Raw genomic sequence first — 14,426 nt, forward strand, 5'->3', positions numbered from 1 at the left:
TAAAGCAAGTCGGGACGCGCGCATGCGCGAGCGCATCGCGCAGGAAGCGGCTCGTGTCATGGCCACCGAAGGCGTCGAAGACTTTTCGTTGGCCAAGCGCAAGGCCGCGCTCCATCTGGGTGCCCCCGGCACCACCAACCTGCCCCAGAACCGCGAGATCCAGGCGGCCCTGCAGGACTATCAGCGTCTCTTCGGCGGTGAGCGCCAGTTATCCGCCCTGCAGACGCTTCGCGAGGCGGCCCTGGAGGCCATGAGTTTTTTCGCGTCCTTCCGGCCCAGACTGACGGGACCGGTGCTGGATGGCACGGCGGGTCCGGACACCGCCGTGGATCTGCATTGTTTTGCCGACACGCCGGAGGACGTGGTGTTGTTCCTCATGGAGCAGGGCATCCCGTTTGATACCGAGGAGCGGCGGCTGCGCTTCGACGACGAGTATCTGTTTGTGCCGATGCACCGGTTCGTCGCCGGCGATGTCCCGGTTCACCTGACGGTTTTCAGCGAGCGCGATCGCCGTCATCCGCCGCGCAGCCCAGTGGACGGGCGTCCCATGCGGCGGGCGGGCAAAAACGAGGTGGCGGCGTTGATCGAGACCGACGCCTGACGCCGGTCCGTGATCGATGATTCCTGATCAGCCGCGGCGGTGCAGCGGGACGTAATCCCGTCGGGCCGCGCCGGTGTAGAGCTGCCGGGGACGCCCGATCCGCTGCTCGGGGTCGGTGAGCATCTCCATCCACTGGGCCACCCATCCGGGGGTGCGGCCGATGGCGAAAAGTACTGTGAAGAATTCGGTGGGAATGCCCAGCGCGCGGTAGATAATGCCGGAGTAGAAGTCCACGTTGGGATAGAGCTTGCGCTCCACGAAGTAGTCGTCGGCCAGGGCGATTTCCTCGAGGGCCATGGCCAGTTCCAGCTGCGGATCATCGCCCACGCCCAATTCGTCGAGCACTTCGTGGCAGGTCTTGCGAATGATGGTGGCGCGGGGGTCGTAGTTCTTGTAGACCCGGTGTCCAAAGCCCATCAGACGGAATGGATCATTCTTGTCCTTGGCCTTCTCGATGAACTTCGGCACCTGATCGACGCTGCCGATTTCACTGAGCATGTTCAGCACGGCCTCGTTGGCCCCGCCGTGGGCCGGCCCCCAGAGTGCGGCGCAGCCGGAGGCAATTGCGGCAAATGGGTTGGTGCCGGTGCTGCCCGCCAGGCGAACCGTGGAAGTGCTGGCGTTCTGCTCGTGGTCCGCATGCAGAATCAGCAGCTGATCCAGCGCCTTTTCCGCCACCGGGTTGATCTCGTAGTCCTCGCTGGGGCGGGCAAACAGCATGTTCAGCAGGTTGCCCGTGTAGGACAGCCGGTTCAGCGGATGGACGAATGGCTCACCCACCATGTGCTTGAACGCCGCCGCTGCAATGGTGGGCATCTTGGCGATCATTCGGTGGGCGCAGAGGAGCCGGTTGTCCGGGTCGTTGATGTCGATGGTGTCGTGATAGAACGCCGACAACGATCCCACCACACCGGTCAGCATGGCCATGGGGTGGGCGTTGTAATGAAAGCCGTTGAAGAAAATGCGCAGGCTTTCGTTGACCATGGTGTGACGGGTAATGGCCTGCTCGAATTCCTCCAGCTCGGCCTTACTGGGCAGCTCGCCGTGAATCAGCAGACGGCTGACCTCCAGAAACGAGCTTTGCTCCGCCAGCTGCTCGATGGGATACCCGCGATAGAGCAGCACGCCCTGCTCACCGTCGATGTAGGCGATGTCGCTCTGACAGCTGCCCGTGGAGCTGTAACCCGGATCGTAGGTGAAATAACCCAGTTCGGAGTGGAGGCTGCGGATGTCGACCAGATCTGCCCCGTGGGTGCCCTGCCGGACCGGTAGTTCGACGTTGTTACCGGTGGCGTTATCGGTGACGGTTACGGTCTTGTCGGCCATCGCTGAGCTCTCCTGTATTGGCTCCGTCGCGGCAGTGCCTCGAACAAATCCGGCCGCGATACGGCGGCCACGCCGGCGGGCCTAGCCGCGCCCGCCCTTGGCCCGGGCGCCGTAGCGACGACGGAACTGATCCACGCGACCACCGCTGGACAGCACGCGCTGCTTGCCGGTGTAGAAGGGGTGACTGGCGCTGGAGATTTCCACTTTGACCAGCGGGTACTCTTCGCCGTCTTCCCACTTGACGGTCTCGTCCGTCCGGATCGTCGAGCGGGTCAGAAATGAGAAATCCGAGGAAATGTCCTGGAACACAACCTGACGGTATTCGGGGTGAATGTCTTTTTTCATGGCGCTTCTCGGGCCGTTGGGATTTGGAGCGCGGTATATTAGGCCCTTGCCGTCGCCCGTACAAGGGAGATGCTGCACTGCGATGCCCCGAAGGCCGGTTGGCAGCGCCCGGAGCGGCGGTTAAGATCCGCCCGGTGTCATCCGATCACTCTGGAATACGGTGCCCATGTACGACGGCCTGAAGCATCTCCACACCACACTGATCACGTTGACGGTGTTGTTTTTTATCGTCCGCTGGGGCTGGACCGTGTCCGGGTCCGCGATGATCCAGCGTCGCTGGGTGAAAATATCCCCCCACGTCATCGACACGGCTCTGCTGGTGAGCGCGCTGAGCATTGCCTGGATGGGCTGGCGCTGGCCGGTGGTGCCCCATGACTGGATCACCGCCAAAGTGATCGCGCTGTTGCTCTACATCGGGCTGGCGACGTTTGCCCTGAAAAGGGCGTCGACCCCGGTGGGCAAGACGGTGGCCTTCGTCGGTGCGCTGGCGGTCTACGGTTACATGCTCGCCGTGGCCCTCGCCAAGACACCCGTTCCGGTGTAGGCCCGGCCGCGGTTTCAGTCGTCATCCCGGCGGGCGTAGAGCACTGGGCCATCGACGGTGATTTCCAAATGGATTTCGATAGGACGACAGCAGACCTCGCAATCCTCGATGTAATCCTGATCACCGGCGGACGCGTCCACCAGCGTGGTGTAGGACTCCCCGCAGTACGGGCAATCAATCATCAGCTCGTCCATTGCTCACCTCCGCCGTCGCTCATGAACAGGCCCAGCAGGTCATTCAGGTAACGCTGCCCGTCCTCGGTGGGCGCCAGACGCTCAGGATCCCGCCGGAGCCACCCCCGCCGCCGGGCCTCGGCGACACCATCGGCAAAAGCCTCCCAGCCAAGACCGGTGCGCTCAAGGGCCTCCTGGACCGGCGCGCCATCGGTGAGCCTGAGCGCATTCATCAAGTACTCGAGAGGCAGCTCGTCCTGTGGTACCGGATGTTGCTCGGCGACACTGGCCGGTGTTCCCGCCAGGGCCAGGTACTGGCGGGGCAGGTGCACCAGTCGGTAGCGCAGGATCCGGCCGTCCGTGAAAGTCAGCTTGCCATGGGCGCCGGCACCCACCGCCAGGTAGTCTCCGAATCGCCAGTAGTTGACGTTATGGCGGCACTCTTCGCGAGGCCTGGCCCAGGCCGATATCTCGTGCCGGTGCAGACCCGCCGCCGCTATCCGATCAGCGCAGGCGGCCTCGATTTCGGAGAGTTCATCATCATCCGGCAGTACCGGCGGCCGGTAATGAAACGGGGTGCCGGGCTCCAGCGTCAGCTGGTAATAGGAAAGATGACCCACCGCCAGGGACAGGGCCGTGTCCACGTCGTAAATCGCTTCTTCCACGGTCTGGCCCGGCAGGCCATGCATCAGATCGACGTTTATGCGCTCAAAACCGGCCTGGCGGGCGGCCTGGATGGCATCGATGGACCCGGCACCATCGTGGATTCGCCCCAGTGCCTGCAGGCAGCGGCTGGAAAAACTCTGGGCACCAATGGACAGGCGGTTGACCCCTGCCCTGAGAAAACCTTCGAAGCGGCTCGCGTCCACGGTCCCGGGGTTGGCCTCGAGGGTGATTTCCATGCCCGGCGTGAGGGTCAGGGTCTGCCTCAGGCCCGCCAGCAGCCGTGCGATGGCTTCCGGACTGAAGAGGCTGGGGGTGCCACCGCCAATGAAAAGACTCTGTACGGGACCCGGCGTCCACTCCCGGGTCAGCTGCTCGGCATCCCGCAGCAGCGCGTCCACATACTCGAATTCCGGCAGGTCGCCCCGCAGGGCGTGGGCGTTGAAATCGCAGTAGGGGCATTTCTGGACGCACCAGGGGAGGTGCACATAAAGCCCCAGGGGCGGTGGAGTCAGACGCCCCGCCACAGCGCCTCCATGCGCGAGCGCAGGTGGCCCAGGGCCTGACCCCGGTGGCTAAGCCGGTTTTTGGTGGCGGCATCCAGTTCGGCGGCGGTGCAGCCCTGCTCTGGTAGGTAGAAATGGGGGTCATAGCCGAAGCCCCCGGTGCCTCTTGGCTGATCAGTCACCTCACCCACCCAGTGGCCTTCGGCGATTAACGGCGCCGGATCATCGCCATGGCGCATGTAGACCAGAACGCAGCGGTACAGGGCGGTGCGCTCGTGGGGCCCGAGGTCGATGAGCTCGTCGCAGAGCCGGGCGTTATTGGCGGCCTGGTCGGCATCGTCCCCGGCCCAGCGGGCAGAGCGAACACCGGGGGCCCCGTCCAGTGCCGGAATTTCCAGGCCGGAGTCATCGGCCACCGCGGGCAGGCCGGTGTGTGCCGCCGCATTGCGCGCCTTGATGATCGCGTTCTCGATGAAGGTGGTGCCGGTCTCCGCCGCCTCGGGAACATAGTAAAAGGACTGCGGCCGTATCTCGGCCACCAGCCCATGCAGCAATGACTGGAGTTCACTGACCTTGCCGGGGTTGCCGCTGGCCAGTACCAAGCGTTCCACCACGGCCATGTCAGGCCTCCAGGGCTGCCCGCTGAGCGAGCACCAGTTCGGCGATGCCGGCTTCCGCCAGATCCAGCATGCCGGCCAGCTCTTCGCGTCGGAACGCATGCCCCTCGGCGGTTCCCTGGACCTCGATGAAGTGGCCGGCGTCGTTCATGATCACGTTCATGTCTGTCTCCGCCTCCGAGTCTTCGGCGTAGTCCAGATCCAGCACCGGCGTGCCCTGATAAATGCCCACCGAGACCGCGGCGACCTGGCCATGCAAGGGATTGCGACGCAGCTGACCCGTGCGGCGCAAATGGCCGATGGCATCCGCCAGCGCCACGTAACCGCCGGTGATGGCCGCGGTGCGGGTGCCGCCATCGGCCTGCAGCACATCACAGTCAATCACCACCCGTCGCTCGCCCAGGGCTTCCAGGTCAACCACGGCCCTCAGGGATCGGCCGATGAGACGCTGGATCTCGACAGTGCGCCCCTGCTGACGGCCCCGGGCCGCCTCCCGGTCGGTGCGGCTGCCGGTGGCCCGGGGCAGCATCCCGTATTCCGCTGTGACCCAGCCGCGGTTGGTGTTGCGCAGCCAGGGTGGCACCCGGTTTTCGACGGACGCGGTGCATAGCACCTGAGTGTCACCGAACTCCACCAGCACCGACCCTTCGGCGTGGCGGGTAAAACCGCGGGTCAGACGAGTCGGGCGAAGCGCGTCGGGGGATCGGCCGCTGGGGCGCATGAAGGTCTCCTGAGAGTTGTCACTGATGCGAAAAAAGGCCGATGAGGGTAGCATTATCGCCATGGAACAGGGCATGGGTGGCACCCTTTACATCGTTTCCGCGCCGTCCGGTGCCGGCAAGACATCGCTGCTTCGTGCGCTCATGGAGCGCGACCCCCAAATGGTCTTCTCGGTCTCCCACACCACCCGTGCCCCGCGGCCGGGCGAGGCGGATGGCCGCGATTATCATTTCGTTGATGATGAAGCGTTTCTGGCGCTGATCGAGGCGGGGGCCTTTCTGGAGCACGCTCGGGTCTTTGATCGGCGCTATGGCACGACCCATGCCGCCGTTGCCGCGGATGTTGCCGCCGGCCGTGACGTCCTGCTGGAAATCGACTGGCAGGGCGCCCGGCAGATCCGTGCCCAGTGGCCGAACACGGTGTCGGTGTTTGTGTTGCCGCCCTCTCTGGAGGCACTGGAAGAGCGCCTGCGGGGCCGCAATCAGGACAGTGACGCGGTGATTGCCCGCCGCATGGCGGCCGCTGTCAGTGAAATGGCCCATGCCGCTGAATACGACTACCTGGTCTGGAACAACGATTTTGTTACCGCACTGTCCGACTTTGAGGCGATTGTTCGGGCCCGGCGATTGACCGTTGGCCGCCAGATGCTGACCCACGGCCCCGCCCTCGAGGCGCTGACCGCCGCCGAGCCCCGGAGTCGGTAAATTTTTTAATCAGCGTTTTTTCGCGCTAAACTGAAAAATCATAACGTTATTCAATTTTTCTGGAGGTTGCCGACATGGCACGAGTCACGGTCGAGGATTGCCTCGATACCATCGACAATCGCTTCGAGCTGGTCCTGGCGGCGACGCGGCGTGCCCGTCAGGTTGCTCGGGGAAGGCAGCCATTCGTTGAGTGGGAAAACGACAAGCCCACCGTGGTTGCGCTTCGCGAAATTGCCGAGGGGCACGTGACGGTAGACATTCTGGATGTCGAGGCCGAGGCGGCCGAGGCGCTTGGAGCCCTCGATGACGCCCATGCAGCGGAAGCGCAGGCGGACGAGGCAACCGAGAACCCGGAGGCCGAAGGCAACGGTGAAGCACCAGGCGGCAACGGAATCGAGGAAAAACCGGAAGAGTAGTCCGGTTTCCATGGCAAGCGATAGCGCATCGGTTGCCAGTGAGCCCGCCGGGGCGGATGCGGCGGTTCGGGCGACCGAGCTGTGCTCGCTCCTCGAAAATTATCTTGAGCCGCGGCAGGTTCAAACCGTCCATCAGGCCTTCCTGTTTGGCGAGAAAGCCCACTCCGGCCAACGGCGGCTCTCCGGTGAGCCCTACATCACTCACCCACTGGCAGTAGCGCGAACGCTGGCGGAAATGGGGCTCGATGCCGAGAGTCTCTGCGCCGCGATCCTTCACGACGTCATCGAAGACACCCCCACGGCCAAGGCCGAGATCGCCGACGCCTTCGGTGTCGAGGTGGCCCAGTTGGTGGACGGGGTCTCCAAACTCACCCAGATCAACTTTCGCAGCAAGGCCGAGGCCCAGGCGGAGAACTTCCGCAAGATGGTGCTGGCGATGTCCCAGGACATCCGCGTCATCCTTATCAAGCTGGCGGACCGGCTGCACAACATGCGCACCATCTGGGTCATGCCGCGTAGCAAGCGCGCCCGCATTGCCCGGGAAACCCTGGAAATCTATGCCCCCATCGCCCAGCGGCTGGGCATTAACAGCGTCCGCATCGAACTTGAGGACCTGGGGTTTGCCGCGCTCTACCCCATGCGCTATCGGGTGCTCAAGGAACGGGTGCGCCGTCAGCGCGGGACCCGCCGGGAGCTTCTCGACACCGTCGCCGATGCCCTCCAGGACAGCCTCGCCGGCGCCGACATCGATGCCCGAATCATCGGTCGGGAGAAGCACCTCTGGAGCATCTATCAGAAGATGCGCAGCAAGCAGGCGGGGTTCCACGATGTGTTCGACATCTATGGATTTCGGGTGGTGGTGGACGACGTGGACACCTGCTACCGGGTGCTGGGGCACTGTCATGGTCTTTACAAGCCGTTGCCCGGCCGTCTCAAGGACTACATCGCCATCCCCAAAATCAACGGCTACCAGAGCCTGCACACCACGCTGGTCGGACCGCGCCGCATTCAGGTGGAAGTGCAGATCCGCACCGCCGAAATGGATCGGGTGGCCGAGTCGGGGATTGCGGCCCACTGGATTTACAAGGAAGACGGGGCCGCCAGCAGCGTGGCCCAGACCCGGGCTCGGGAGTGGGTCCATGGCCTGATGGAAATGCAGGAGAATGCCGGCAACTCCCTGGAATTCATTGAAAACGTCAAAATCGATCTGCTGCCCGACGAAATTTACGTGTTCACGCCCAAGGGCGAGATCTTGGAAATGCCCAAAGGCGCCACCGTGGTGGACTTTGCCTACGCCGTCCACTCGGATGTGGGTGATGCCTGCATCGCCGCCAACATTGATCACCGCCTGGCACCGCTGAGAACGCCGCTTGAGACCGGTCAGACCGTGGAGATCATCACCGCCCCGGTGGCCCGGCCCAACCCGGCCTGGCTGGATTTCGTGGTCACCGCCAAGGCCCGAACCGCCATTCGTCATCGCCTCAAGCGCTTGCAGAGCCGGGAGGCGGAGCACCTCGGGCGTCGTCTGGTGGAGCAGGCGCTGGACGCCCTGGGCATGACCGTCGATGACATCAGCGACAGGCAGACCCGGACGGTGCTCGAGGAGCTGGGCGCCGATCAGCTGGACACCGTATTTGCCGAAGTCGGTCTCGGCAAGCGCATGCCATGGCTGGTGGCCCGGCGTCTTTCAGGGATATCCGGCGAGTCCCGGGAGACCGGCCTGGATGGGCGCCCGGGGCCCATGCAGGTGCGCGGCAACGAGGGGACGGTGGTCACCTTTGCGCGTTGCTGCCGGCCGATTCCTGGCGACTCCATCGTGGGTTTTGCCAGTGCCGGCCGCGGCGTGGTCATCCACGACCAGAGTTGCAACAACATTCGTGAATACCGCAACCATCCCGAGAAGTGGGTGGATGTTCAGTGGGACGCCATGGCCGAGGGCGAATACCCGGTGGCGATTACCATTGAGGTCATGAACCGGCGGGGGGTGCTGGCCAGCGTGGCCGCTGTGATCTCCGATCTCGATTCCAATATCGATGCGGTTGAAATCGAAGAAAAGGAAGGCATGATTGCGATCATGCGGCTGGTGCTGAGTGTGCACGGCCGTGTCCATCTGGCGCGAATCATGCGTCGTCTGCGAGGGCTGTCCGCGGTCCTGCGCATCAATCGCCGCCGCGGCTGATTCATTGCCGCGGCTCAACCGGGGGAGCGTTTCATGGCCCGAAAGATTATTCAGACCGATCAGGCGCCGGCCGCCATCGGCCCCTACGCCCAGGCGGTGCGCGCCGGTGACCTGGTGTTCGTTTCCGGACAGATTCCCCTGGACCCGGTCACCATGGAAATGGTGGACGGCGGCATTGAGGAACAGACGCGGCGGGTGTTCGACAACCTGCAGGCCCTGTGCCTGGCCTCCGACGGCGGTCTCGAAGACGTCTGCAAGATGACGATTTACCTCACCGATCTCTCTCACTTCGCCACCGTCAACGCCATCATGGCGGAGTACTTCGAGGGCTCCACGCCGGCGCGGGCCGCCATCGGGGTGAACGAACTGCCGCGCTCGGCGCTGGTGGAAATCGAGGCGATCCTGAGTCTGGCTGATCGCGACTAGCCGGTGGCCAGCGCGGACAGCCCGGGAACCCCGCTGACCCGGCTCCCGGGCATCGGTCCGCGACTGGCGGAGCGGCTGGGGCGCCTCGGTCTTCGGCGGGTGGAGGATCTGCCTTTCCATCTGCCGTTGCGCTACGAAGATCGCACCCGGGTGCGCCGGGTGGGCGAACTGGAGCCCGGCCTGGGTGCTCTGGTGGAGGGCACAGTCACCGCCAGCGAGGTGGTGAGCGGCCGTCGCCGTCGACTGGTCTGCCGGCTCAGTGACGGCACCGGCAGTCTGGAGCTGGTCTTCTTCCACTTTTACGCCAACCAGGCACGCCAGCTGGCCCGTGGCACCCGTTTGCGGGTTTTTGGCGAGGCCCGCCCGGGGCCAGTCACCCTGCAGATGGTTCACCCGGACTGGGAGGCGGTGAGCGAGGATGCCGATCCGCCGGCGGGCGGGTTCGTGCCGGTGTATCCCGCCACCGAGGGAATCAACCAGCCATCCCTTCGACGGGCCATCAGCGCCGCCCTGGCCTGGTCCGGGTCAGTAACCGAGTGGCTGCCGGCGCAGCTGCTGGTCGATCTCGGCCTGCCAACGCTGACGGCGGCGCTGCAGCGCGTCCACGCTCCGTCGGCCGACACCGATGTTGAAGCGCTATTGGCCGGCGACGATCCGGCTATTCAGCGGCTGGCCTACGAGGAATTGCTGGCCCACCGCCTGAGTCTGCTGCGGCTTCGGGCCGAGCAGCGATCGCTGGCGCCGGCGCCGATTCTGCAGGAAGGCAAGACGCTGACACGGGATCTGCTCACCTCGCTGGGGTTCGCGCTCACCGGCGCTCAGCAGCGGGTGGATGGGGAGGTAAGTGCCGACATGGGCGAGCGCCGTCCCATGCTGCGTCTCGTCCAGGGGGATGTGGGCTCCGGCAAGACTGTCATTGCCGCGCTGGCGGCGCTGCGGGCCATCGGCTCTGGCTGGCAGGCGGCGGTGATGGCGCCCACGGAGTTGCTGGCGGAGCAGCACCTGCGAAGTTTCCGCGCCTGGCTGGAGCCCCTGGGCCTGACCGTGGGCTGGCTGTCGGGCCGGTCCACCGCCGCCCAGCGACGGCCGACGCTGGAGGGCCTTCAGGCGGGGGACATTCCCCTGGTGGTGGGCACCCATGCCCTGTTTCAGGAGCGGGTGGTGTTCCGCGGCCTCGGGCTGGTGGTGGTTGATGAGCAGCACCGGTTCGGCGTGCATCAGCGACTGGCGTTGCGCAACAAGGGCGCCGGCGGGGTGCAGCCCCATCAATTGGTGATGACCGCCACCCCCATCCCCCGAACCCTGGCCATGACCGCCTACGCGGACCTGGACGTCTCGGTCATTGACGAGCTGCCGCCGGGGCGGACGCCAGTGACCACCGTGGCCATGCCGGACACCCGGCGTCAGGAAGTGGTGGACCGAATCCGTCATGCCTGCGCGGCCGGGCGTCAGGCCTATTGGGTCTGCACGCTGGTGGAGGAATCCGACGTGCTGGAGGCGGAGGCCGCCGAGGCCACGGCCAGTCGGCTCGCCGAGCAACTGCCGGAACTGCGTATCGGGCTGGTTCACGGACGGCTGGCGGCGACGGCCAAGGAGGCGGTCATGCGCCGCTTCGAGGCGGGGGAGGTGGATCTGCTGGTGGCCACCACGGTGATCGAGGTCGGAGTCAACGTGCCCAACGCGTCCCTCATGATCATCGAAAATCCCGAGCGCCTGGGCCTGGCCCAGCTTCACCAGCTGCGGGGCCGGGTGGGACGTGGCGAGACCCGAAGCAGTTGTGTGCTGCTGTATCATGGCCCGCTGGGAGAAACGGCCCGGGCGCGCCTCGGTATTCTGCGTGAAAGCAACGACGGTTTTCGTATCGCCCGACGGGATCTGGAGATTCGGGGCCCCGGGGAGGTACTCGGGACCCGGCAGACCGGCGCGCTGACCTATCGGATCGCCGATCTGCTCCGCGACGGGCATCTGCTGGAGCGCGTGCAGGCGTCAGCGCCGGGCCTTCTGAACGATCACCCGGAGGCGGTCACGGCGCTGATCCGGCGCTGGGTGGGAGAAGGTGAACGCTATGCACAGGTCTAGCCAAAGGCGTCCATGAGTCAACCCGGCATCCACAACTGGCGGCCCATGACCCGGCCCGTGGGAGGCCGGATCCCGGTGGGCCTGCGCCCCTGGCTGGAGGAGCCGGGGTCTCTGACTCGCCGGCTGCGCGGCCTCGCCGGCGATGCTTTCCGGGTGGCGGTGGTCTCGGAGGCCTGGCGCCGGGGCTGGCGGGATGAACGCCGCCGCCTGGGGCGCACCGGCGCTGACTGGCTCTGGGTTCGGGAGGTGCTGCTGTGCCGGCACCGGGAGCCCCTGGTGTACGCCCGTAGCGCCATTCCGGCGAGTAGCCTGAGTGGTCCGCTGCGCCGCCTGCGCCGACTGGGTGGCCAGCCCCTGGGCAAGCTCCTGTTCGGGCGGTATCCGGTGCGCCGCGGAGACATCGAAGTCGCCCCGGTCACGCCGCACAGCCGGCTTGGGCAGCGTGCCCTGGAGTGTGGCGGTACCCCGGCCTGGGCGCGTCGCTCGGTGTTCCGAATCGCCGGGCGCCCGCTGCTGGTCACGGAAGTCTTCCTGCAACCGCTGGTGGAGGAGTGTGCGCATGTCCGCGACCGGCATTGACTGGTCCCAGCGCCTGGTGTTGTACGCGCGGCTGGCGCGACTGGACCGGCCCATCGGCAACTTCCTGCTGCTCTGGCCCACCCTGTGGGCCCTCTGGCTGGCGGCGGACGGGCTGCCCCGGCTGGACGTGCTGGCGATATTCGTCGCTGGTGTCCTGGTGATGCGGGCTGCGGGTTGCGTCATTAATGACTACGCCGACCGACACCTGGACCGCCATGTGGAGCGAACCCGCAATCGGCCCCTGACCACGGGTCAGGTCAGCGAGCGTGAGGCATTGGCACTGTTCGTGGGGCTCTGTCTAATGGCGTTCGGGCTGGTGCTGCTGACCAACCGCCTGACCATCATGCTGGCGCTGGTCGGAGTGGCGCTGGCCGCCACCTATCCTTTCATGAAGCGCTACACCTACCTGCCCCAGATCCACCTGGGAGCCGCGTTCGGCTGGGCGGCGCCGATGGCGTTTGCGGCCCAGGCGGGGGTTATCGAGCCGCTGGCCTGGTGGATCTTTGCCGCTGCGGTGGTCTGGGCCACCATTTACGACACCCAGTACGCCATGGTGGATCGTAACGATGACCTGAAGGTCGGGATCAAATCCACGGCCATCCTGTTCGGCCGCTTCGACCGCCCGATCATCGCCCTGCTGCAGCTGTTAATGACCGTGTTGCTGCTGGTGATCGGGGTTCGGGCGGGGCTCGGCGTTGCCTGGTATGCGGGCGTCGCGCTGGCAACGCTGCTGTTCGTCCATCAGCAGCGGCTGATTCGGAATCGCGAGCGGCAAGCCTGTTTCCGGGCGTTTCTCAGCAACAATGTCTACGGTGGCATCGTGTTTGCCGGCCTGGTGATTGACACATTGCCCGGCGTTTAAAGCGCCCGGGCCAGAACCACCACATCAATGCGGCGGCAGCCGGCGCGCAGGCAGTGGGCCACTTCCGTCAGGCTCGCGCCGGTGGTCATGACATCGTCCACCAGGGTGACGGCGGCGGGTGGACGACGGCAGAGCCGGAACGCGCCTTTCAGGTTATGACACCGCCCTTCGGCATCCAGCCGGCGCTGGGGTGGCGTATCCCGATGACGGATCACCAGCGGTTTCCTGACGACGGGGCCCAGCCAGCTGGCGATGAGCGCGGATTGATTGAAGCCGCGCCGGCGTCGCCGGCGAGGGTGCATGGGCATGGCCATCAGCGGTCCGGGGCAGGGTGTCTGCCGGGTGCCAAGTTCACGGGCAGCCAGACGGGTCAGCAGCCGTCCGGCGGCCAGGTCGCCATGGAGCTTGAAGCGCCGGATCAGGGTTTCGATGCCCGCTTCATACCGCCACAAGGCGACGGTGTGATCGAACGGGGGCGGGTGGCTGAGACAGGCCGCGCAGACCGGGGCACCGGAGGCCAGCGGCAGGCCGCAGCGCCGGCAGCTGGCCGTGATCCACGGCAGGTCTTCATGGCAGCCGCTGCACAGCCCGTCGCCGGTGGCCGGGGCACTGCAGAATCGGCAGTGGCCGCTGAACAGGGTATCGAGGGTTCGAGCCAGAAAGCCGGGATGCTGCCAGGAGCTGATCATCACCCCATCCTGTCGGAGGTGGCGCCGCGGGAAAATGCGGTGTACTGCGCCTGCCGACCGACGGATGGATATGGCAGCATGGGCGGATGAACACGGCAACTGATGACCCCCTGCGCCTGGACTCCGGCCAGCTTCGACGCCGCCTGGAGCAATGCGCGCCCGTTTTTGACGAGGCGGCGGTATTGCATCGTGAGGTCGCCCGGCGACTGGTGGAGCGGCTCGACTACGTCCGGGTGGAGCCCACCGCGGTGCTGGACCTCGGCTGCGCCACCGGCATCAGCGCATCCGCGCTGCGGCAGCGCTATCCGCGGGCGCGGCACGTGGCCATGGACCTGGGGCTTGCCCTGGTGGCCCGCGCCCGCCGTCAGGGCCGTCGCTGGCGTCGCATGCCGGGGGTCTGCGCGGCGCTGGATCAGTTGCCGTTCGCCAATGACAGCTTCGACCTGATCTTCTCCAGCCTGGCCCTGCACCGGGTCCCCGACCTTCGAGCCACGGCGCGGGAGCTGCAGCGCGTACTTCGTCCGGAGGGCGTGTTGATGTTTGCTACCTTCGGGCCGGACACCCTCACCGAGCTGCGGGGGGCGTGGGCGGCGGTGGACGATACCCCCCACGTACACGGATTCGTGGACATGCACGATATCGGTGATGCGCTGGTGGGCGCCCGAATGGCGGATCCGGTCATGGACATGGAGCATTTCACGCTGACCTATGCCGACGTGAAGTCATTGATTGACGACCTCACCCATCTGGGTCTGAGAAATGCCCTCGTGTCTCGGCGACGGGGCCTCACCACGCCGCGGCGCTGGGCGGCGATGGAGCAGGCCTATGGGCGTCTGGCGGACTCGGAGGGTCGTCTTCCGGCGACCTGGGAGGTCGCTTATGGGCATGCCTGGGGGACCGACGCGCAACTGCAGATCAGTGGCGACCAGGGCGAGGTTCGGGTGCCCCTGGACAGTCTGTCCGTGCCTCGACGGCGGCGGAATGGATGAGCGAATTG

The 14,426-nt window shown here is 65.8% G+C and carries 17 protein-coding genes; 10 read left to right on the forward strand and 7 right to left on the reverse strand.

Annotated elements, in window-relative coordinates; translation table 11 throughout:
- The first annotated feature begins 22 nt into the window (after nt 1-22).
- Nucleotides 23-601: a hypothetical protein gene (locus tag GJ672_RS01425; protein WP_229381912.1), complete on the forward strand. Its 579-nt coding sequence runs from the start codon at nt 23-25 to the stop codon at nt 599-601.
- A 27-nt stretch (nt 602-628) separates the two neighbouring features.
- Here the strand turns inward: GJ672_RS01425 and GJ672_RS01430 are convergent, their stop codons facing one another.
- Nucleotides 629-1,927, reverse strand: coding sequence for a citrate synthase (locus tag GJ672_RS01430; protein ID WP_154295541.1), 1,299 nt, complete (start codon nt 1,925-1,927; stop codon nt 629-631).
- A gap of 81 nt (nt 1,928-2,008) precedes the next feature.
- On the reverse strand, nt 2,009-2,272 hold the full coding sequence (locus GJ672_RS01435) for a type B 50S ribosomal protein L31 (protein WP_154295542.1): 264 nt from the start codon (nt 2,270-2,272) through the stop codon (nt 2,009-2,011).
- Between the two features lie 166 nt (nt 2,273-2,438).
- On the opposite strand from GJ672_RS01435, the gene GJ672_RS01440 reads away from it, so the two are divergent.
- The gene (locus GJ672_RS01440; protein ID WP_154295543.1) at nt 2,439-2,816 is read left to right on the forward strand and encodes a SirB2 family protein; all 378 of its coding nucleotides are present in this window, start codon (nt 2,439-2,441) and stop codon (nt 2,814-2,816) included.
- 14 nt (nt 2,817-2,830) lie between these two features.
- Here the strand turns inward: GJ672_RS01440 and GJ672_RS01445 are convergent, their stop codons facing one another.
- From GJ672_RS01445 to rph, 4 genes are read right to left on the reverse strand one after another with little or no spacing between them, the layout of a single operon-like run.
- Nucleotides 2,831-3,010 (reverse strand): CPXCG motif-containing cysteine-rich protein, encoded by a 180-nt coding sequence (locus tag GJ672_RS01445; RefSeq protein WP_154295544.1) that lies wholly within the window; start codon nt 3,008-3,010, stop codon nt 2,831-2,833.
- Nucleotides 2,998-4,179, reverse strand: a complete 1,182-nt coding sequence (hemW, locus tag GJ672_RS01450; RefSeq protein ID WP_229381913.1) for a radical SAM family heme chaperone HemW — start codon at nt 4,177-4,179, stop codon at nt 2,998-3,000. The genes GJ672_RS01445 and hemW overlap by 13 nt, the downstream gene beginning before the upstream one ends.
- A complete protein-coding gene (gene rdgB / locus GJ672_RS01455; protein WP_154295545.1) occupies nt 4,164-4,778 on the reverse strand; it encodes an RdgB/HAM1 family non-canonical purine NTP pyrophosphatase in 615 nt (204 codons plus the stop codon). The genes hemW and rdgB overlap by 16 nt, the downstream gene beginning before the upstream one ends.
- 1 nt (nt 4,779) lies before the next feature.
- On the reverse strand, nt 4,780-5,496 hold the full coding sequence (gene rph / locus GJ672_RS01460) for a ribonuclease PH (protein ID WP_154295546.1): 717 nt from the start codon (nt 5,494-5,496) through the stop codon (nt 4,780-4,782).
- Nucleotides 5,497-5,521: 25 nt separating this feature from the next.
- On the opposite strand from rph, the gene gmk reads away from it, so the two are divergent.
- From gmk to ubiA, 7 genes are all read left to right on the forward strand, one after another.
- On the forward strand, nt 5,522-6,199 hold the full coding sequence (gene gmk, locus GJ672_RS01465; RefSeq protein WP_229381914.1) for a guanylate kinase: 678 nt from the start codon (nt 5,522-5,524) through the stop codon (nt 6,197-6,199).
- A 74-nt stretch (nt 6,200-6,273) separates the two neighbouring features.
- Complete coding sequence (rpoZ, locus tag GJ672_RS01470; protein WP_154295547.1) at nt 6,274-6,615, forward strand: DNA-directed RNA polymerase subunit omega; 342 nt, start codon at nt 6,274-6,276, stop codon at nt 6,613-6,615.
- A 10-nt stretch (nt 6,616-6,625) separates the two neighbouring features.
- Nucleotides 6,626-8,794: a bifunctional GTP diphosphokinase/guanosine-3',5'-bis pyrophosphate 3'-pyrophosphohydrolase gene (gene spoT / locus GJ672_RS01475; RefSeq protein ID WP_154295548.1), complete on the forward strand. Its 2,169-nt coding sequence runs from the start codon at nt 6,626-6,628 to the stop codon at nt 8,792-8,794.
- Between the two features lie 33 nt (nt 8,795-8,827).
- Complete coding sequence (locus GJ672_RS01480) at nt 8,828-9,220, forward strand: RidA family protein (protein ID WP_154295549.1); 393 nt, start codon at nt 8,828-8,830, stop codon at nt 9,218-9,220.
- A gap of 3 nt (nt 9,221-9,223) precedes the next feature.
- Complete coding sequence (gene recG / locus GJ672_RS01485) at nt 9,224-11,299, forward strand: ATP-dependent DNA helicase RecG (protein ID WP_229381915.1); 2,076 nt, start codon at nt 9,224-9,226, stop codon at nt 11,297-11,299.
- 12 nt (nt 11,300-11,311) lie between these two features.
- Nucleotides 11,312-11,878, forward strand: a complete 567-nt coding sequence (locus tag GJ672_RS01490) for a chorismate lyase (RefSeq protein ID WP_154295550.1) — start codon at nt 11,312-11,314, stop codon at nt 11,876-11,878.
- The gene (ubiA, locus tag GJ672_RS01495) at nt 11,859-12,740 is read left to right on the forward strand and encodes a 4-hydroxybenzoate octaprenyltransferase (protein ID WP_154295551.1); all 882 of its coding nucleotides are present in this window, start codon (nt 11,859-11,861) and stop codon (nt 12,738-12,740) included. The genes GJ672_RS01490 and ubiA overlap by 20 nt, the downstream gene beginning before the upstream one ends.
- On the opposite strand, the gene GJ672_RS01500 is transcribed toward ubiA, so the two are convergent.
- Nucleotides 12,737-13,429, reverse strand: a complete 693-nt coding sequence (locus GJ672_RS01500) for a ComF family protein (protein ID WP_154295552.1) — start codon at nt 13,427-13,429, stop codon at nt 12,737-12,739. The genes ubiA and GJ672_RS01500 overlap by 4 nt on opposite strands.
- Nucleotides 13,430-13,515: 86 nt before the next feature.
- Here GJ672_RS01500 and GJ672_RS01505 point away from each other — a divergent pair, with 86 nt between their 5' ends.
- Nucleotides 13,516-14,418, forward strand: coding sequence for a methyltransferase domain-containing protein (locus tag GJ672_RS01505; RefSeq protein ID WP_154295553.1), 903 nt, complete (start codon nt 13,516-13,518; stop codon nt 14,416-14,418).
- Nucleotides 14,419-14,426 lie beyond the last annotated feature (8 nt).

Origin of the sequence: Spiribacter sp. 2438, assembly GCF_009676705.1 — a bacterium.
In the GTDB taxonomy this organism is placed as follows: Bacteria; Pseudomonadota; Gammaproteobacteria; order Nitrococcales; family Nitrococcaceae; genus Spiribacter.